The organism is Streptomyces caeni (assembly GCF_042678285.1).
In the GTDB taxonomy this organism is placed as follows: domain Bacteria; phylum Actinomycetota; class Actinomycetes; order Streptomycetales; family Streptomycetaceae; genus Streptomyces; species Streptomyces caeni.
Genome location: NZ_JBHUDX010000026.1, coordinates 123,625 through 140,668 on the forward strand (window position 1 = coordinate 123,625; position 17,044 = coordinate 140,668).

Consider the following 17,044-nt stretch of genomic DNA (forward strand, 5'->3'; position numbering starts at 1 on the left):
GGACGCATCCGTCCGGCGGGCCCTCGTGCAGGGTCACGACCGTGCGCTCGGCTCGTGGGCGCTCGGCTCGTGGGCGCGTACCTCCGCCGGGGCCTCGACGGGCTCGCTGCGGCGTGCCGCCACAGTCCGCCAGACCAGCGCCACCACCCCCGCGAGACCGATACCGACCCAGGTCAGCGGGTTGGTCCAGACAGCGGCGTCGAGCTGCTGGCTGAGCACGAAGACACCCATGACGACGACGAACCAGCCGAACGCCTTGCGCAGCGTGTCCTGCGGGATGCGCCCGGCGAAGCGGCTGCCGATGAGGCTGCCGACGACGGCCGCCGCGGTGACCATGAGCGCCATGTTCCAGTCGATCTGCACCCCGGCGAGGTGCCCGGCGAGACCGGAGAACGACTTCATGGTGATGACCAGGAGCGAGGTGCCCACGGCCACGCTCATGGGCAGTCCGCCGAGCAGGGCGAGCGCCGGGACGACCAGGAACCCGCCGCCGGAGCCCACCAGACCGGTCACCGCGCCGACGACCAGGCCCTCGACGATGATGTGCTTCATGGGCAGTTCGTGGTGGGCCGGCTTGGGCGCGGCGGCCTTGCGGGGCTTGCGGAGCATGGCGGCCGCCGTGGCGAGCATCATCACCGCGAAGGCGATGAGCAGTACGGTGCCCGAGATGTACTCGGCCACCCGTCCGCCGCCGTAGGCGCCCACCATGCTGACCGCGCCGAAGAGCAGACCCGTGCGCCAGCGCACACGGCCGGCGCGGGCGTGCGGGATCAGCCCCACCAGGCTGGTGACGCCGACGACGAAGAGGGAGGTCGCGATGGCTTCCTTGCTGTCCTGGCCTGCCAGGTAGACCAGGATCGGCACGGTCAGGATGGAGCCGCCGCCGCCGAGGATGCCGAGGCTGACGCCGATGAGCAGGGACGCCAGGATGACAATGGTGATCATGATCGGCCTCGCAGCGAGGATATGACAGTACGGATGTCGGTGCGGGGACCGCGGTTGTAGGGCAGCTTGGACAGCAACATGCCCATGGCACAGGTGTTGCTCAGGGCGGCGAAGGTCAGTCCGGCGCCCATGAAGGTGCCGATCAGGTGCACGCCGGGAACGAACAGGCCGACGATCCCGGAGACCAGGACGACGGACCCCGCGATCAGGCGGACCTGGCGCTCCAGGTCCCAGCGCGCCGGTCCCCGGTTGACGGGGGCCCCGGACGCCTCCCAGGCCTTCATGCCGCCCTCCAGGACGCGCAGGTTGGGCAGGCCGGCCTCGGCGAGGGCCTCCTCCGCCTGGGCCGCGCGGCCGCCGGCAAGGCAGATGAGAACGACATCCTGGTCGAGGTGGTTGAGCAGTTCGGCGCGGTGCTCCCGCAGTGTGTCCAGCGGGACGTTGTAGGAGCCGGGGATGTGAACGGTGCGGAACTCGCCGGGGGTGCGCACGTCCAGCATGCGGGGGCCGTCCCCGTGCTTGATGAGTTCTTCCAGAGCGGCGGGGGTCAGGCCGGCGGCGCGAGTGGCGTCGGTGGTCATGATGGCTCCGTCGTGAGTTTGAGAAAGGCAGGGAATACGGTCAGTACGGGTCGGCCGGTCCAGGCACCGGCGGCCGGTCGGACATGGGTCCGGCAGGCCGCCGGTTTCAGGTCGGGAGGTTCAGACGGCGGCGGGGACGTTGAGCTGCTCCCAGGCCGCGTAGCCGCCCAGGAGGTCGGAGACGTCCTTGAAGCCGCGGTGACGCAGCAGGCTGGCGGCGATCGAGGAACGGAGGCCGCCCGCGCAGTGCAGGACCAGCGGCCGGTCGGTGGGGATCTCGTCGAGGCGGCGCGGCAGCTCACCCAGCGAGATGTGCAGGGCGCCCTCGATGTATCCGTTCGCGTCGCGCTCGCTGCAGTTGCGCACGTCGAGGACGACGGGGGGCTCCTCCCCCTCCAGGGCGTCGCGCAGCTGCGTGGCGGTCAGCCGGCTGGAGGGAACGACCTCGTCGGCCGCGGCGATCAGGGCGTCCTCGGGGCTGCGCAGATAGCCCGCCACGTGGTCGAAGCCGATCCGGGCGAGCCGGGTGACGGCCTCCTCCTCGCGGTTCTGCGGCGCGATGACCAGCAGCTCCTGCTCGGGCTTGAGGACGGTGCCGACCTGCTCGGCGAACCGGCCGTCTTCGGGCACGTTGACCGCGCCGCGCAGGTGCCCGGCGGCGAATTCCTCGATGTTGCGGGCGTCGACCACCACCGCGCCGGCCGCGCGCCGCTCCATGAACTCCTCCGCGGTCAGCGGTCGCGGTGCCGCGGCCTCGTTGTAGAGCTCCCGCTCCTTGCGGTTGAGGATCGCGTCGTAGACGAAGTACCCGGGTGCGGAGGGCTGCCCGGCGGTGACGATGGCGATGAACTCGGCCTCGGTCATGGGCGCGCAGGCGTAGTTGGTGGCGCGCTGCGCGCCGATGGTGGACTGCTTCTCGCTCGAGAGGTTCTTGCCGCAGGAGGACCCCGCGCCGTGGGCGGGGAAGACGCGGACCTCGTCCGGCAGGCCCATCAGCTTGTTCTGGACGCTGTCGTAGAGCATGGCGCCGAGCTCGTCGGCGGTCACGCCGATCGAGGCCAGCAGGTCGGGGCGGCCCACGTCCCCGATGAACAGCGCGTCACCGGTCAGGACCCCGTACGGGACGGTGTCGTCGGCGTGCTCGTAGACCAGGACGCTGATGGACTCCGGGGTGTGCCCGGGGGTCTCCATGATCTCGAGGGTGACGTCGCCGAGGGTGACGCGGTCGCCGTCGGCGAACTTCCGGACGGCGTATTCCGTCTCGGCGCGCTGGCCGTAGCCGATCCAGGCTCCGGTGCGGGACGCCATCTCCAGGTGCCCGGCGATGAAGTCGGCGTGGAAGTGGGTGTTGATGACGCCGACCACGGTGTAGCCGCGCGCCTCGGCATCGGCCAGGTACTCGGAGATGTCCCGGCGGGGGTCGACGACCACGGCCTGGCCGGTGGTCTCGTCGGCGATCATGTACGAGGCCTGGGAGAGGCAGTCCAGGTAGTACTGGGCGAAGAACACGGATACCTCCGTCTGGAAAGGGTCCCTATACCTCGGGGGGTACAGGGGTGGTGTACAGGGGGAGGGCTCGGCCGACCCGGGAGCAGGCGCCGCCACGACGGCGCGGCCCGCGTGGGACGTGGGCGCGGGTGGCACCGGGAGCGACGAGAGCGTCGACTCCTGCGGGTCGTCTACACCGGCCGCCCCTCGGGTAGGCCGGAAGCCGCGGCGGACGGCGCGGACGGCTGGGAGTGCCGCACACCATAGAGCTCCACGTCGCGGGTCATACTGTTTCCTCCAGATACCCCCTGGGGTATTACGCCATCGACGGTAAAGGGTGGTTATCGGGCTTGTCAAATACCCTCCGGGGTATTTAACCGAGGTTTAGGCAAGCAACACCAGACCGTGGTCGCCGTCGACTCTCACCCGTTGTCCGTCGGTGAGCCGGGTCGTGGCCCGGCCGGTCGCCATGACGGCGGGGATGCCGTATTCGCGGGCCGCGATCGCGGCGTGGGACGCCATGCCGCCGGTGTCGACGACGACGGCGGCGGCCCTGCGGAACAGCGGCGTCCAGGCGGGGCTGGTGTAGGGCGCCACCAGGACCTCCCCGCTGCGCAGGCTGCCGAAGCCGGCCTCGTCGTGGACGATCCGCACCGGGCCCTGCGCGACGCCCGCGCTGCCGGGGGTGCCGCGCAGCACGATGCCCGCACCCGCCTCGGCGGGGGTACCCGCAAGCGGTACGAGCGGTGTACCGGCGAGCCGCGCGCGTGCCGCCTTCCGGCGTGCCGCGTGGGCGCGCAGTTCGGCGCGGAGGGCGGGGGAGGGCGGCCAGGTCCCGATGCGTTCGAGTTCGTCCAGACGCAGATGGACGATGTCCTCGGGGCCGTCCAGCACCTTTGCCCCGACGAGCCTGCGGGCCGTCTCCCGCAGGGCCTGCCGCATGGTGGGCAGGGGCAGCATGGCCAGGAAGCGGGTGTCGTCGCGCACCTGCTGGAACCACCGGGCCTGTCCCAGCAGTGCCCGCACCGCCGTCCGCAGAACGGGCGGGCCCAGGCGCAGCAGGGGGCGGGAGAGCAGTTCCCGCTCGGCCCGGGCGGCCGGACACGGTCCCTCCCGGGGTGGTGGCCGCGAGGCCAGCGCCGTCAGCAGCGAGAGGACCACGTCGGGCCGCTCGCGCCACGTCGGCTGGGACACGAGGAGCGGGGTGACCGTGTCGCGGTGTCCGTAGCGGTCGAGGAACGCCTCGACATCGGCGAGGAACGACGGAGCGGACTGGCTGAGAACGCCGGGCAGCTCGCCGGCGGAGTGGCGCGCGAAGGCGTCCAGGAGGCCGGGGTCGGCGCGGACGGCGGCGGCCAGGTCCTCCAGGGCGCGGTTCGCCTCGGAGGTCAGGGTGTCCACTCCGGTCAGCAGCGCGCCCAGCAGCCCGCGCCGGCGCAACACGCACAGCAGCGCGAACAGCCCCGCCAGCGCCAGGCCGGTGCGGGGCAGGTAGCGCAGCCGCAGCGCCAGCACCTGGGCGGCGATCCGGGGTCCTTCGTGCAGCACGGCGAGCAGTTCCGGCCAGGAGCAGTCGTGCAGGTCCCGTTCCCGCAGGGCCCGGGCGCGGTGCCGCGCCGCGTCGAGCAGCGGATCCGACCTCCAGCGGCGGGGATCGTGCCGGGCCGCCGCGCTCACGAGGTGCGCCGGTGCCGTCAGCGCGTGCCACGTGGGCCGCGGCACAGGGAACTCCACGCGGGCCACCACGGCGTCCTCGCCGACGAACATCCGGTCCAGGGGCGGCGCCGCGAAGCCGGTGACGCGGGCAGGCTTCTCGAGCAGGCGCACAAGCGGGCCCACCCACGCGGTGAGGTCGATCGGGTACGGCCGCACCGGCACGACCTCCGCGAGCATCGGGGCCGTGAGGCGCTGGACGCGGCCCGGGGTGACGGGCTGCTCGGGCAGCGCGGTCACGGGGCGTGTCTGCAGGAGGTGGACGGTGCCGCCGGCCCAGGCCCACTCGATGTCCTGGGGCCGGCCGAAGTGCCGCTCCACCCTCCTGGCCAGCCGGACGAGCCGCCGCACCGCGGGCGCGGGCAGCCCGGTCGCCGGGCGGTCCCCGGCCACCCGCTCGGTGCCGCCGCCGGCGCGCGGGCGGACGCGGACCTCGCCGCCTCCCGCGCTGTGAGCGGCCACACGCGCCCGCCGCCGGGTGTCGACCACGATGTGCTCGGGGGTCACCAGTCCCGCGACGACGGCCTCGCCGAGGCCCGGACTCGCGTCGATGACCACCGTGTGCCGGTCGCCGGTCACGGGATCGCAGGTGAAGGCGACCCCCGCGAACTCTGCGGGCACCATGCGCTGCACGACGACGGCGATCCCGGCCCGGCGGCGGTCGATGCCGTGGCCGGCCCGGTAGTCGATGGCGCGGTCGGTCCACAGGGAGGCCCGGCAGCGGCGGACCGCGTCGAGCAGGTCCCGCTCACCGACGACATGGAGGAACGTGTCCTGCTGGCCGGCGGACGCCGCCTGCGGCAGATCCTCCGTGGTGGCGCTCGACCGCACGGCGACCGCGCCGCCGCCCAGTTCCCGGTACGCGGCGCGCACCGCCTGACGCACCGCCTCGGGGACCTCGGCGTCGCGCACGGCCGCGCGGAAGCCCGCGCCGTCGGCCGTGTCGCGGCCGTGCCCGCCGGTGTCCGGGGGCCGGCAGGCCGCGGCCGTCACCACGAATCCGGGCGGCACCGGGAACCCGGCGCGGATCAGTTCGCCCAGGTTCGCGGCCTTGCCGCCCGCGAGGTCCACGTCCGCGCGGGTCACCCGGTCCAGCGGGACCACGTAGTCGGTGGCGGTCATCGTCTCGCCCTCACCCTCGTGCCGAGCCTGGGACGGTTCGCGGCGTCCCACTCCAGGATCACCCCGGGCGGCGCGGGGCGTCGGGCGACCGCTCCCGGGGCGCGGGTGTCAGACGGCCGCTCCCGGGGCGCGGGTGTCAGACCCCCCGCTCCCGGGGCGCGGGGGGTCAGGTGTCCGTGCCGGGTGCGGTGAGGGAGGCGAGGGCCGCGTCGATGCGCCGGGTGGCCTCCTCGGCGATTGGGCGGATGGCGTCGAGTTCCGTGAGCGCGACCATCGTGCCCGGGTCCAGGGCCTGGACCACCGTGCGGTCGCCGTCGGCGCGGACGACGACGTTGCACGGCAGGAGCAGGCCGAGGGTGCGGTCGGCCTGCAGGGCGCGGTGGGCGAGCGGCGGGTTGCAGGCGCCGAGGATGACGTAGTCCTCCATGTCGAGGTCGAGCTTGGCCTTCAAGGTGGCTGTGATATCGATCTCGGTGAGTATGCCGAAACCGTGCTCCGCCAGGGCTTTGCGGACCCGGCTCACGGTGGTGGCGAAATCGGTGTTCAGGCGCACTGTGCGGTCATAGCGCATGAGGGATGCCCCTTTCCGGAAACAGATCGTGTCAGGTGGGAGCGGGTGTTCCAGGTCACTCGAGGTACTCGGGACTTGACCGGGATCTTCCCATGGGTGGAATACCCCAGGGGGTACTCATGTTAGTGTCAATTACATACCCCGGAGGGTAATTTCCGTATGAAAGGAAGTGTCGCAGCGTGTTCTTTGTGGACACCGTAGAGGTGGCGGGGCTCGGCAACCGCAGCTACCTGGCCGGTGGCGACAGGACTGCGGTGGCGGTCGATCCGCCACGCGACATCGATCGGGTGATCGCGGCGGCGGCCCGGCGCGGGGTACGCATCTCGCACGTCGTCGAGACCCACATCCACAACGACTATGTCACCGGAGGTCTGGAGCTGGCCCGTCTCACCGGCGCCGCCTACCTCGTGCCGGCCGGGGCCCGGGTGGACTTCGAGCGCATACCGGTGCGCGACGGGGAGACCACGGTCGTCGACGCCGAGGCGGGCGTGTCCCTGCGGGCGATCGCGACCCCGGGCCACACGCCGCACCACACCTCCTACGTGCTCCAGGACGGCGGGGCGGCGGTCGCCGTGTTCACCGGCGGCTCGCTGCTGATCGGCACGGTCGGCCGGCCGGATCTGGTCGAACCCCGGCTGACCGAGGACCTCGCCCGGGCCCAGCACGCCTCCGCCCACCGGCTGGCCGCCGAGCTGCCTGACGCGACGGCGGTGCTGCCCACCCACGGCTTCGGCAGCTTCTGCTCCTCCAGCCAGGCCGAGGGCACGGACACGACCATCGGCAGGGAGAAGACGGTCAACGAGGCGCTCACGCAGGACGTGGACAGCTTCGTCGCCGGTCTCCTGGCCGGCCTGGACGACGTCCCCGCCTACTACATGCACATGGGCCCGGTGAACGCGGCCGGCCCCGCAGCGGTCGATCTGACCCCGCCCGCAGTGGCCGACGCCGAGGAGATCGCCGCCCGGCTCGCGGCCGGGGAGTGGGTGGTGGACCTGCGCAACCGGGTCGCTTTCGCGGCCGGGCATGTGGCGGGTTCGTTCAACTTCGAGGCCGAAGGGCAGCTGGCCACGTATCTGGCCTGGCTGATCCCGTGGGGCAAGCCGGTGACCCTGCTGGCGGAGTCGGCCGAGCAACTGGGCGCCGCCCAGCGGGAGCTGGTGCGCGTCGGCATCGAGCGTCCGGCGGCCGCGGCCACCGGCGAGCCGTCCGCCTGGGTGCGCGAGGGCGAGACGCCGGCCTCCTTCCCGCGGGCCACGTTCGCCGACCTGGCGGGCCGGTGCCGCGGCGAGGGCGTCGTCGTGCTGGATGTGCGGCGCGACTCCGAGCGGGCCGGCGGCTTCATCGAGGGCTCGGTCCACATCCCGATCCACACCCTGCACCGCCGACTCGACGAGGTGCCGGAGGGCGAGGTCTGGGTGCACTGCGCGGGCGGCATGCGTGCCGCCATCGCCGCGTCCCTGCTGGACGCGGCCGGCCGCAGCGTCGTCGCCGTCGACGACGCCTATGACAACGCCGAGAAGGCCGGACTCATCGTCCGGAACGACTGACCGGGCATCGGCACGACGCCGACTCGCCCGAAGGGAGAAGCAACACCCATGAACGTGTTCCACCCCGGTCCCGACCGGGTCGCCATAGCCGAGGCCGTCGAACGCACCGGTCCCGACACCGCCGGCCAGGCCGTGTTGCTGGACGTGCGGGAAGCGCTCGAGTGGCAGATGGGCCATGCCCCGTGGGCGGTCCACGCGCCCTTGTCGGCGTTGGTCGCGGGCTCGCCGCTGCCGCCCGAGGCGCAGGGGCGGCCACTGGTGGTGATCTGCCGCTCGGGCGGCCGTTCCCAGAAGGCCGCCGAGCTGCTGGCGGAGCTGGGCGCCCAGGTGGTGGACGTGATCGGGGGAATGCAGGAATGGTCGCAGGCCGGGCTGCCGGTCGTGGATGAGCGGGGCGAGGACGGCACGGTCGCGTGAGTGCTGTGATCCTCGCTCTGACAGCCGGGGCCGTCATCGGCCTGGCCCTCGGGGCGCTCGGGGGCGGCGGCAGTGTGCTGGCCGTCCCCGCCCTGATCTATCTGCTCGGTTTCAGCCCGGTCGCGGCGACCACCGGGAGTCTCGTCATCGTGACCATCACCTCGCTCGCCGCTCTGTCGGCGCACGCCCGTGACGGTTATGTGCGCTGGCGCACAGGGCTCCTGTTCGCGGCGGCGGGCATCGGCCCGGCGATGCTGGGCAGCGTGGTCGCCACGCGGCTGCCGGCGGCGGCGCTGACGGCGGCCTTCGCTGTGGTCGCGGCGGGCGCCGCTCTTCGGATGCTGCGTGTGCGGCAGGGGCCGGAGAGCGCCGGGACGGTCCGGCCGGGCCGTGCGGCGGCGGCCGGCGCGGGGCTCGGCGCTGTCACCGGCGTCCTCGGCGTGGGCGGCGGGTTCCTCGCCGTGCCGGCGCTGGTGAGCGTCCTCGGCATGCGGATGCGGGTGGCGGTGGGGACGAGTCTGCTGGTGATCAGCGTGAACTCGGTGGCCGCGCTCACCACCCGGGTCGGCACGGTCGAGCGGCTGGACTGGGCGATCATCGGCCCGTTCATCGCGGCCGCGATCCTCGGTGCCTGGGACGGCAAACGGCTGGCCGCCAAGGTGTCCGGGCCCACGCTGCAGCGCATCTTCGCCGTGGTGCTGCTGGCCGTCGCCGCGTTCATGCTGATCGACTCGGTACTGTGACGCACCCCGGCCCGCCCGGTGACGGCCGCCGGTGGCGGGCGCGGCTCACGCCAGCGACAAGAACAGCTTCTCCAGACGGGCGCGCAGCTCGTCGACGGTCTCGCTGTCACCGCGGCCGGATTCCATACTGGTGACGCACTGCTGCAGACCGGTGGCGATGATCGCGAAGCCGGCCCGGTCCAGGGCGCGGGAGGCGGCGGCCAGCTGCGTGATGACGTCCTCGCAGTCGCGGCCCTCCTCGATCATGCGGATCACGCCGGAGATCTGACCCTGCGCGCGGCGCAGCCGGTTCAGCACGGCCTTCAGATCCGTGTCCACCAGGTCCAGCTGCATGACCACTCCTTGAAACGCCCCATCGGGGAAATACCCATCGGGGTACTGTACGACGTCCCGCATCGGGACAGCATCGACGATAAGGACACAAGGGGATTACTTCTGCCATGACCGCTCCTGTCCCTGTGACCCTCGCCGCCGGCCAAGCACGCACCCGGCTGCACGAGCTGACCGTCATCGACGTGCGCACGCCCGGTGAGTACGCCTCCGGCCACCTGCCCGGCGCCCTCAACATCCCGCTGGACGCCGTCGAACGCGCACTGCCCGACATCCGGCACGCCGCCGAGCGCGGCGACGTGCTGGTGGTGTGCGCCTCCGGCGCCCGCTCCGAGAACGCCTGCAGGCTCCTGGCGGAGCACGGGATCCCCACCGCCACGCTCGCCGGCGGTACCGGCGCCTGGGCCGCCGCGGGCCACGACCTCCACCAGTCGCCCGCCCACGGCGGTCGCGCCACCTGGAACATGGAACGCCAGGTCCGCTTCACCGCCGGCGCGGTCGTCCTCCTCGGCCTGGCCCTCGGCCTGCTGATCCACCCCGCCTTCCTGCTGCTCTCGGCCGGCATCGCCGGCGGACTGGTGTTCTCCGCCCTCACCAACACCTGCGGCATGGCGGTCATGCTGGCCAAGCTGCCCCACAACCGCCCCCGTGCGGCCGACCTCGACGCCGTCCTCGCGCAACTCCGCAGCCGCTGACCCAGCCGGCCGCCCGGGGCCGGGGGACGCGCGTCCCCCGGCCCCGGGCGGCTCAGCCATTCGTACGCCGCCCCCTCACACGAGGTCGCTCTCCATCAGCCGGGCCAGGGTGGCGCGGCCCCGGGCGACGATCTCCTCGTCGTCGTGCGGCACGCCCCAGGAGATGGCGCTTGCCGCGTCCACCGCGCACAGACAGCGCAGCGCCGCCTCCTCGACGGCCGTCAGCCGGCGCCCGAAGCCCTCGAACACGGCCCGCCTCGGTGCGGGCCCCGGCGTCAACCGCGTACCCGGCGGCGGGCCGTACGGGCCGGTTCTCGAACAGGGGGCGAAGGACGGCGGGGGCGGGGCTCATGATTCCTCCAGGGTTCACGCCGATGCGGACAAGCGACCGAACAACCGCCCTGATCATGGACTCGTAACGGGTGCGCGGGAGCTAATTCTCGGACAAAGATTCGGCATGCCGGTGTCCGGCCGATCGTTTCCGGTGAAACGGCGCGAGCCCCTGCGTTCGATTCCCCCGTGTGGTGGCCGGTGACCCGGTCGGGGGTTGCGCGCACCCCGGTTGACGGGTCATCAGCTACTGTCGGTTACCGGTTACCGGTTACCGGTAATCGATAACAGGCCACAGGTAAGCGGCGGCCGGTGGGCGGCGGCCGGTGGTCCGGCTCGCCGGCTCACACCGGTACGTACTCCAGCAGGCGCAGCAGATCCCCCGTCGCGTCCAGGGCCCCCAGCGCCGGCAGCGCGCCGAGCGCGAGCGTCGTCGCCGCGAGCGGCCACAGGGACGGGGGCGGGCCGGCCTGGAGGGCGGCGACGCGGCGGGTGACCGCGTGCCGGGCGAAGCTCAGCGCGCACGGCGGCGGGCGTGCCCCGGCGGTCAGGGCGGCGCGGGCGAGGGCGCGGGCCGTGGTGGTGCGGTCGCCGACGGCGTCGGCCGCCTGTTCGTCCGCCCAGCGCTCCACGAGGAAGGCCACCGTGGCGCGGACGGGTGCGAGCAGCGGGTCGGCCGCGGCGGCGAGTGCGACGGCCCTCGACATCAGCGCGTGCCGGTGCGCGAGATGGGCGCGTTCATGGGCCAGCAGCACCCGGCGATCCGCCGGTTCGAGGGCGCTCAGCATTCCCGAGGTGACCAGGATCCGGCCCGGCGCGTTGCCGTCGCCGGGGATGGCGAAGGCCTGCGGCACGGGCGAGGCGGCGACGACCAGCTCCGTGTCCGCCGGATGCCCGGCGCACAGGGCTCGCAGCGCGAGGCGCGTGACGCGTTCGGCCCGTGCGGTGCGGTACACGCGCATGGCGACGAGGACCAGGGCCGGCACGGCGGCGAGGGCGATCGCCTCCGGGACCGGGTCGGGCAGCCGGCGGCCGTCGTCGTGGGCGTCGGCCACGACCTGCGGCGCCTGGTCGACCAGGGTGGCCGCGAGCAGGACGAGGGACCAGGTGGTGGCCGCCGCGGTGAAGACGGCGGACGCGGTCAGCACCCGGGCCGCGAGCGCGGGCGCCACCCGCCGGGCGACGAGCGGGCTGATCGTGGCCAGCAGGAGCGAGAGCAGGATCGGGAGGTAGACGTCGAACCTCATGCGCCGGCCCCGCCGGGGACCCGCGGCCTGTCCGTGGCCCCGCCGAGGAGGTCGCGCAGGGCCTGCTCCTCCTCGGGGCGCAGGCCGGACACGAACTGCTGGAGCGTGGCGATCGGGTCCGGGCCCCGGTCGAGTGCCTTGTGCATGGCCTCGGCGGTCAGTTCGGCCGCGTTCTTCGCGGCCCGGTACGCGCCGCGCCGCCCGTCCACGTCACGCAGGACAAGTCCCTTGTCGTACAGGCGTTTGAGGATGGTGTGCACGGTGTTGTAGGCGAGGTCGCCGTGGATCTCCGCCTGGACCTCGGCCGGCGTGAGTGCCTGTTCGGTGGCCCACAGTGCGGCGAGCACCTCGCTCTCCAACTCCCCGGCGTTGCGTCGTTCCACCCTGCCCTGCGGGCCCCTGCCAGCCATGCCCGCAACCTTACAGTGCGTAGGGGGGCGGTGACCCCGGCCGTGGAAGGCGTCGAACGCCCCCGGCGGCGGGCGCCGTTCACCCCTGTGGCGCAGCGCCTCCGAGAGGTGGCCGGATCGCGCCCGGCTCCGCGCTGCACCCCCGGGCCAGCCGCGCTAACTTGTCCGTGTTTTACCGACTTCTTTCCCGGTGTCCACCGAAACCCTACGGCTTGTAGGGTGTGATGTCCCTACGCTCTGCAGGGGGTGAAGGGTGGTCATGGCGCACAGCTCGCGCACCACGCTCGCGGACGTCCGCCGGCTCGCGGCGCCGTCGGTCGCCGGCCTGTCGTGGCGCGACCGCGGCGAGGGCCTGCTCGCCCTCGTCGCGGGTGCCTTCACACTGGCCCAACTCGTCCTCGTGGGACCGGGTCTGGGACTCGGCTGGGACGAGACGGTATACGTGAGCCAGATCAGCGCCCACGCCCCCGCGGCGTACTTCAGCGCGCCGCGCGCCCGTGGCATATCCCTGCTGGTCGCCCCGGTCACCGCGTGGTCCTCCTCCACGGGGCTGCTGCGTGCGTATCTGGCGGTGCTGTCCGGGGTCGCCCTGTTCCTCGCCCTGCGCACCTGGCGGGGCGTGTTCCCGGCCCGTGTACTCGCCCTCGGCGGCGCGCTGTTCGCGAGCCTGTGGGTGACCCTGTTCTACGGTCCGCAGGCCATGCCCAACTACTGGGTCGCGATCGGTGCCCTGGCCGGCACCGGCTGCTTTCTGCGGGCCCATGCGGACGGTACGGACCGGGCGGCCGTGTGGGGACTCGCCGCGAGTGCCGCGCTGATGACGTGGATGCGGCCCACCGACGCCGTCTGGGCGTCGGCTCCGCTGCTGATCCTGCTGCTCCTCGTCCGCCGGTGGCGGCGCCTGCCGCTGCTGCTGGCGCTGGTGGGCGGGCTGGCCGCGGGCGCCGCCGAGTGGATCGCCGAGGCGTACGCCGGCTACGGGGGGCTCTGGCAGCGCCTGTCCGACGGCTCCCGGATCCAGGGCGGACTCGGTTGGAGCATCGCCGTCGTCGACCAGGTGCGCAGCCTCGGCGGGCGCGCCCTGTGCCGCCCGTGCACCGGCGACCTGCCCAACCCGGCGCTGACCGCCTGGTGGTTCGTGCTGCCCGTGCTCGCCGCGCTCTCGGCGGCCGTCGCGCTGCGGTCCGGGCGCCCCGCCCGCACCCTGCTGCCGCTGGCCTGCGCGGCGGCGGTGGCCTTTCCCTACCTCTTCATGATCGGGTACGCCGCGCCCCGCTTCCTGCTTCCCGCCTACGCCCTGCTCGCCATCCCCGTCGCCGATGTGCTCCTCGACGTGGTGACGGCGCCGGACGGCCGGTGGCGGCCGGTCACCGCGACCCTGGTGGCGATCGGGCTCGCCGGGCATCTGGCGGCGCAGTACGCGGTGCTGCACGGCACCGTGGACCGCTCGGCCGCCGACCGGCGCGCCTGGTCCCGGACGGCGGCCGAACTGCACCGGCTCGGGGTCCGGCCGCCCTGTCTGCTGACCGGGAACGAGGCCCTCCCGATCGCCTTCTACACCGGCTGCTCCTCCGCCGCGACCAGCGGCAGCAACGCGAATACCACCACCGCCGGCATCGTGCGCACCGCACGGCTCAAGCCCACCGCCCACCTCGGCACCCCCACCGGCCGCCCGCCGGCGTACGCGCGTGACTGGCCTGTCCACTCCTTCGAGGGCATCCGCATCCGCGTGGCCCCGGTGGCGGGGGGCGGGCACCGATGACCCCTTCCCCGGGCACGGACGCGGCACCCGCCGTGCCGGTGCCGACCGCCACCGCCGCCCCGCGGGTGCGTACACGGGCCCCCTGGCACGTCGCCGTCACCCTCGCCGTGTTCGCCTGCGCCGTGTTCCTCGCCGGGCACCACTGGCCCGTGATCGAGGCCGGCGCAAAGCGGCTCGCGGGTGCCGACCCGGGCTGGCTGCTGCTGGGCGCGACCGCCACGGTGGCGACGTGGGTGTGCTCGGCGCTCGCCCAGCAGGGCGCGGTGACCGAGGCACTGCCCGCGGGGCGGCTGCTGGCCGTGCAGTTCGCGGCGTCCGCGGCCAACCATGTGCTGCCCGCGGGACTCGGCGCGGGCGCCGTCAATCTGCGCTTCCTGACCCGCAGGGGACTGTCCGTGCCCCGCTCGGCGGCCGCGCTCGCGGTCAAGGCCGCGGCAGGGGCGGCGACCCGCGGCGCGCTGATCGCCCTCCTCGCCCTCGCCGATCCCGGGCTGCTGCGCCGCCCGGGGCTTTCGACGGTCACGGTGGCCGCCGCCCTCCTGGCGGCCGTCGCCCTCGCGATGCTGCTGCCCGGGCCGCTGCGGCGCGCCTCCAGGGCGGTGCTCACGGACGTACGCGCGGTGCACCGGCTTCCCGGCCGGGCCGCCGCCCTGTGGGGCGGCTCGCTGGCCTTCTCCTCGCTGCACGCGCTGGTGGTGGTCGCCGTCACCCGGGCCCTCGGGCTGGCGCTCCCGCCCGACCGGGTGGCGCTGGCCTACCTCGCGGCCTCCAGCGCGGCCGTCCTGCTGCCGACCCCCGGTGGTATCGGCTCCCTGGACGCCGCGCTCGCCCTCGCGCTCACGCTCGTCGGAGCCACGGGCAGCGCGGCCGCCTCGGCGGTCATCGGTTACCGGCTGCTGACGGTGTGGCTGCCGCTGGTCCCCGGACTGGTGGTGCTGGGCGTGCTCGTACGGCGCAAGCAGCTGTGAGCGACGGCGTCCGTCATCCGCGGGCGCCGTCCTTCGCGGCCCGGCGGGAACGCAGGATCTCCAGAGCGATCGGGATCAGCGAGACCAGGACGATCGCCGCGATCACCGGCAGCAGGTACCGGTCGACGTTCGGCACCGAGGAGCCCAGCGCGTACCCGGCGAGGGTGAGCCCGACGCTCCACAGGAGGCCGCCGGTCACCTGCCAGACGGTGAAGGTCCGCGCGGGCACGTGCAGGGCGCCGGCCATCGGATTGAGCACCGTCCGCACCACGGGCACGAAGCGGGCCAGCACGATCGCCTTCGCGTGTCCGTACCGCTCAAGGAGCTCCTCGGCGCGCTTCGCGCCCTCGTGCAGCCGGGCGGAGCGGCTGCGGGCGAGCAGCGCTCCGCCCGCTCTGCGCCCGAGCAGATAGCCGCACTGGGACCCGGCGAGCGCGCCGACCGCCGCGGCGACCAGCAGCAGCGGCAGCGACAGCTTCACGGCGTGCCGGTCGGAGCCGGTGCACAGCAGGCCCGCCGTGAACAGCAGGGAGTCGCCGGGCAGGAAGAAGCCGACGAGCAGGCCCGTCTCGGCGAACATCACCACGCCCACGCCCAGCACGCCGAAGGCCGCGAGCAGGGACTGGGCGTCCAGCACGTTCACCGCGAGCTGCGATGCAGGTGAGAGGGGTGTGGCCATCGTCGCGCGCCCTTCCTTACGGGAGGCCGGGCGCGGCACGGTGCCACCCGGCGGCTGACTACAGTCATGTAGACCGTCTGTCGAACTGTAGACGACGGCGGCGCCGTGGACGTTCCCCGATCACCGTGACGAGTGAACGACGAGTGAATGCGGCCGAATCCGGGTGGCGACCGCGCCCGGGGATCCGGCCCACGTGACCACCGCCGTCGGTGGGCCCGCCGGACCCTGCTGCCCGGTGCCGTGGACACCGGTCACCGGCGGCCTGCCCGGGGCACCGGCGGCCTGCCCGGGGCACCGGCGGCCTGCCCGGGTCACCGGCGGCCTTCCCGTGCCGTGCCCGCGTCAGGCCGGATACGCGTGCGTCTGGACCGCCTTGACGGCCGCCCAGAACGGTGCGCCCGGAGTGAGGCCGAGTTCGGCCGCGGCGACCGTCGTCAGGTCGGCGGCGAGCGGCAGCTCGCCGGTGAGCTCCGCGCGGATCTGGTCGCCGTGGGTCTCGAACCCCGTCACCTCGCACCGCCACAGGTTGCGCGCGCTGGAACCGCTCGGCCGGTCCCGGTACAGGGTCACGGCGCTCGGCGGGAACGCCACGAAGACGGGCCCGGACAGATCCTCTGTGGTCGTGATCGCGGGCCCCGCGTCGAGCCGCACCGTGTGCCCGTCGGCCGTCCCCCGGTACAGGTTGAGCCCCACGAGCTGGGCGATGTAGTCCGTCCGCGGACGGCGGGCGATGTCCCGGGGCCTGCCCTCCTGGACCACCCGGCCGTGCTCGACGACCACCAGCCGGTCGGCGAGGACCATCGCGTCCAGCGGGTCGTGGGTGACGAGCACGGCCACCGCCTCGAACCCGGCCAGGTGGCGGCGCAGCGCGGCCCGCACCTCCAGCCGGGTGCGGGCGTCGAGCGCGGCGAGCGGCTCGTCCAGGAGCAGCAGCCGGGGCCGGACGGCGAGCGCGCGGGCGAGCGCGACGCGCTGGGCCTGGCCGCCCGACAGCCGCCGCGGCTTGACGCCGGCGAGGTCGGCGAGTCCCATGTGCTCCAGCCACGTGGCGGCGATCTCCCGCGCCCGGGCCCTGGACGCGCCCTGGCAGCGCGGGCCGAAGGCCACGTTCTCCAGAGCGGTCAGATGCGGGAAGAGCAGGTAGTCCTGGAAGACGACGCCGACGGGACGGGACTCGGGCGGCGTACGGTCCAACGCGACGCCGTCGAGCCGCAGATGGCCGCCGGAGAGCGGGACCAGCCCGGCCAGCGCGCGCAGGGCCGTGGTCTTCCCGGCCCCGTTGGGCCCGAGCAGCGCGACGACGTCTCCGGGCGCGGCGGCCAGCGCCAGGTCGAGCCGGAAGGAACCCCGCTCGACGACGATCCGCGCGTCGAGGCCCTCGCCGTGTGTCTGGCCGGCCACCGGGCCGGCCATGGTGTCGTCGATGTCGGTCTTCGTGGGCTCCGTGGGCTGCGTGGCCTGCGCGGCCTCTGTGGCGTACCCGGCGCGTCGGCGGG

At 73.8% G+C, this 17,044-nt stretch carries 17 protein-coding genes; 6 read left to right on the forward strand and 11 right to left on the reverse strand.

Features of this window, described 5'->3' with window-relative positions; genetic code table 11:
* Window positions 1–33: 33 nt before the first annotated feature.
* The 5 genes from ACFSL4_RS10860 to ACFSL4_RS10880 form a co-directional block, all read right to left on the reverse strand.
* Window positions 34–945: a sulfite exporter TauE/SafE family protein gene (locus ACFSL4_RS10860; protein WP_381081063.1), complete on the reverse strand. Its 912-nt coding sequence runs from the start codon at window positions 943–945 to the stop codon at window positions 34–36.
* Window positions 942–1,526: a rhodanese-like domain-containing protein gene (locus ACFSL4_RS10865; protein WP_381081065.1), complete on the reverse strand. Its 585-nt coding sequence runs from the start codon at window positions 1,524–1,526 to the stop codon at window positions 942–944. Before ACFSL4_RS10865 ends, ACFSL4_RS10860 begins: the two co-directional genes overlap by 4 nt.
* A 120-nt stretch (window positions 1,527–1,646) precedes the next feature.
* Window positions 1,647–3,035 carry an MBL fold metallo-hydrolase gene (locus ACFSL4_RS10870; RefSeq protein WP_381081067.1) on the reverse strand — a complete coding sequence of 463 codons (1,389 nt, stop codon included), beginning with the start codon at window positions 3,033–3,035 and terminating at the stop codon, window positions 1,647–1,649.
* A gap of 363 nt (window positions 3,036–3,398) precedes the next feature.
* Entirely contained in the window at window positions 3,399–5,849 is a 2,451-nt protein-coding gene (locus tag ACFSL4_RS10875; RefSeq protein WP_381081069.1) for a PEP/pyruvate-binding domain-containing protein, read from the reverse strand.
* 166 nt (window positions 5,850–6,015) lie between these two features.
* Complete coding sequence (locus ACFSL4_RS10880) at window positions 6,016–6,420, reverse strand: DUF302 domain-containing protein (protein WP_381081071.1); 405 nt, start codon at window positions 6,418–6,420, stop codon at window positions 6,016–6,018.
* Between the two features lie 179 nt (window positions 6,421–6,599).
* Between ACFSL4_RS10880 and ACFSL4_RS10885 the strand changes: the two genes are divergently transcribed.
* Genes ACFSL4_RS10885 through ACFSL4_RS10895 form a run of 3 tightly spaced genes read left to right on the forward strand, consistent with a single transcriptional unit; the run spans window position 6,600 to window position 9,127 of the window.
* Window positions 6,600–7,967: a rhodanese-like domain-containing protein gene (locus ACFSL4_RS10885; protein ID WP_381081073.1), complete on the forward strand. Its 1,368-nt coding sequence runs from the start codon at window positions 6,600–6,602 to the stop codon at window positions 7,965–7,967.
* 48 nt (window positions 7,968–8,015) lie between these two features.
* Window positions 8,016–8,384 carry a rhodanese-like domain-containing protein gene (locus ACFSL4_RS10890; protein ID WP_381081075.1) on the forward strand — a complete coding sequence of 123 codons (369 nt, stop codon included), beginning with the start codon at window positions 8,016–8,018 and terminating at the stop codon, window positions 8,382–8,384.
* Entirely contained in the window at window positions 8,381–9,127 is a 747-nt protein-coding gene (locus ACFSL4_RS10895; protein ID WP_381081077.1) for a sulfite exporter TauE/SafE family protein, read from the forward strand. The genes ACFSL4_RS10890 and ACFSL4_RS10895 overlap by 4 nt, the downstream gene beginning before the upstream one ends.
* A gap of 45 nt (window positions 9,128–9,172) precedes the next feature.
* On the opposite strand, the gene ACFSL4_RS10900 is transcribed toward ACFSL4_RS10895, so the two are convergent.
* On the reverse strand, window positions 9,173–9,460 hold the full coding sequence (locus tag ACFSL4_RS10900) for a metal-sensitive transcriptional regulator (RefSeq protein WP_381081079.1): 288 nt from the start codon (window positions 9,458–9,460) through the stop codon (window positions 9,173–9,175).
* 107 nt (window positions 9,461–9,567) lie between these two features.
* On the opposite strand from ACFSL4_RS10900, the gene ACFSL4_RS10905 reads away from it, so the two are divergent.
* Window positions 9,568–10,152, forward strand: a complete 585-nt coding sequence (locus ACFSL4_RS10905; RefSeq protein ID WP_381081081.1) for a rhodanese-like domain-containing protein — start codon at window positions 9,568–9,570, stop codon at window positions 10,150–10,152.
* Window positions 10,153–10,227: 75 nt separating this feature from the next.
* On the opposite strand, the gene ACFSL4_RS10910 is transcribed toward ACFSL4_RS10905, so the two are convergent.
* The 3 genes from ACFSL4_RS10910 to ACFSL4_RS10920 all read right to left on the reverse strand — a co-directional run bounded on the left by ACFSL4_RS10910 (window position 10,228) and on the right by ACFSL4_RS10920 (window position 12,139).
* On the reverse strand, window positions 10,228–10,401 hold the full coding sequence (locus ACFSL4_RS10910; RefSeq protein ID WP_381081083.1) for a hypothetical protein: 174 nt from the start codon (window positions 10,399–10,401) through the stop codon (window positions 10,228–10,230).
* Between the two features lie 425 nt (window positions 10,402–10,826).
* On the reverse strand, window positions 10,827–11,729 hold the full coding sequence (locus tag ACFSL4_RS10915; RefSeq protein WP_381081085.1) for a M48 family metalloprotease: 903 nt from the start codon (window positions 11,727–11,729) through the stop codon (window positions 10,827–10,829).
* Window positions 11,726–12,139 (reverse strand): BlaI/MecI/CopY family transcriptional regulator, encoded by a 414-nt coding sequence (locus tag ACFSL4_RS10920; protein WP_381081087.1) that lies wholly within the window; start codon window positions 12,137–12,139, stop codon window positions 11,726–11,728. The genes ACFSL4_RS10915 and ACFSL4_RS10920 overlap by 4 nt, the downstream gene beginning before the upstream one ends.
* Before the next feature lie 259 nt (window positions 12,140–12,398).
* Here ACFSL4_RS10920 and ACFSL4_RS10925 point away from each other — a divergent pair, with 259 nt between their 5' ends.
* Both ACFSL4_RS10925 and ACFSL4_RS10930 read left to right on the forward strand, forming a co-directional pair.
* Window positions 12,399–13,901, forward strand: a complete 1,503-nt coding sequence (locus ACFSL4_RS10925) for a hypothetical protein (protein ID WP_381081089.1) — start codon at window positions 12,399–12,401, stop codon at window positions 13,899–13,901.
* Window positions 13,898–14,869, forward strand: a complete 972-nt coding sequence (locus ACFSL4_RS10930; RefSeq protein ID WP_381081091.1) for a lysylphosphatidylglycerol synthase transmembrane domain-containing protein — start codon at window positions 13,898–13,900, stop codon at window positions 14,867–14,869. Before ACFSL4_RS10925 ends, ACFSL4_RS10930 begins: the two co-directional genes overlap by 4 nt.
* A gap of 13 nt (window positions 14,870–14,882) precedes the next feature.
* On the opposite strand, the gene ACFSL4_RS10935 is transcribed toward ACFSL4_RS10930, so the two are convergent.
* Together ACFSL4_RS10935 and ACFSL4_RS10940 are read right to left on the reverse strand one after the other, a co-directional pair.
* Window positions 14,883–15,548, reverse strand: a complete 666-nt coding sequence (locus ACFSL4_RS10935; protein ID WP_381081093.1) for a DedA family protein — start codon at window positions 15,546–15,548, stop codon at window positions 14,883–14,885.
* A 342-nt stretch (window positions 15,549–15,890) separates the two neighbouring features.
* The gene (locus tag ACFSL4_RS10940; RefSeq protein ID WP_381081207.1) at window positions 15,891–16,961 is read right to left on the reverse strand and encodes an ABC transporter ATP-binding protein; all 1,071 of its coding nucleotides are present in this window, start codon (window positions 16,959–16,961) and stop codon (window positions 15,891–15,893) included.
* Window positions 16,962–17,044: the final 83 nt, after the last annotated feature.

What these genes read in the sequence shown, in the direction of transcription:
- ACFSL4_RS10860 (WP_381081063.1), bottom strand. Translation starts at nt 945, where the DNA reads ATGATCACCATTGTCATCCTGGCGTCCCTGCTCATCGGCGTCAGCCTC.
- ACFSL4_RS10865 (WP_381081065.1), bottom strand. Translation starts at nt 1,526, where the DNA reads ATGACCACCGACGCCACTCGCGCCGCCGGCCTGACCCCCGCCGCTCTG.
- ACFSL4_RS10875 (WP_381081069.1), bottom strand. Translation starts at nt 5,849, where the DNA reads ATGACCGCCACCGACTACGTGGTCCCGCTGGACCGGGTGACCCGCGCG.
- ACFSL4_RS10880 (WP_381081071.1), bottom strand. Translation starts at nt 6,420, where the DNA reads ATGCGCTATGACCGCACAGTGCGCCTGAACACCGATTTCGCCACCACC.
- ACFSL4_RS10890 (WP_381081075.1), top strand. Translation starts at nt 8,016, where the DNA reads ATGAACGTGTTCCACCCCGGTCCCGACCGGGTCGCCATAGCCGAGGCC.
- ACFSL4_RS10900 (WP_381081079.1), bottom strand. Translation starts at nt 9,460, where the DNA reads ATGCAGCTGGACCTGGTGGACACGGATCTGAAGGCCGTGCTGAACCGG.
- ACFSL4_RS10905 (WP_381081081.1), top strand. Translation starts at nt 9,568, where the DNA reads ATGACCGCTCCTGTCCCTGTGACCCTCGCCGCCGGCCAAGCACGCACC.
- ACFSL4_RS10915 (WP_381081085.1), bottom strand. Translation starts at nt 11,729, where the DNA reads ATGAGGTTCGACGTCTACCTCCCGATCCTGCTCTCGCTCCTGCTGGCC.
- ACFSL4_RS10920 (WP_381081087.1), bottom strand. Translation starts at nt 12,139, where the DNA reads ATGGCTGGCAGGGGCCCGCAGGGCAGGGTGGAACGACGCAACGCCGGG.
- ACFSL4_RS10925 (WP_381081089.1), top strand. Translation starts at nt 12,399, where the DNA reads ATGGCGCACAGCTCGCGCACCACGCTCGCGGACGTCCGCCGGCTCGCG.
- ACFSL4_RS10930 (WP_381081091.1), top strand. Translation starts at nt 13,898, where the DNA reads ATGACCCCTTCCCCGGGCACGGACGCGGCACCCGCCGTGCCGGTGCCG.
- ACFSL4_RS10935 (WP_381081093.1), bottom strand. Translation starts at nt 15,548, where the DNA reads ATGGCCACACCCCTCTCACCTGCATCGCAGCTCGCGGTGAACGTGCTG.
- ACFSL4_RS10940 (WP_381081207.1), bottom strand. Translation starts at nt 16,961, where the DNA reads ATGGCCGGCCCGGTGGCCGGCCAGACACACGGCGAGGGCCTCGACGCG.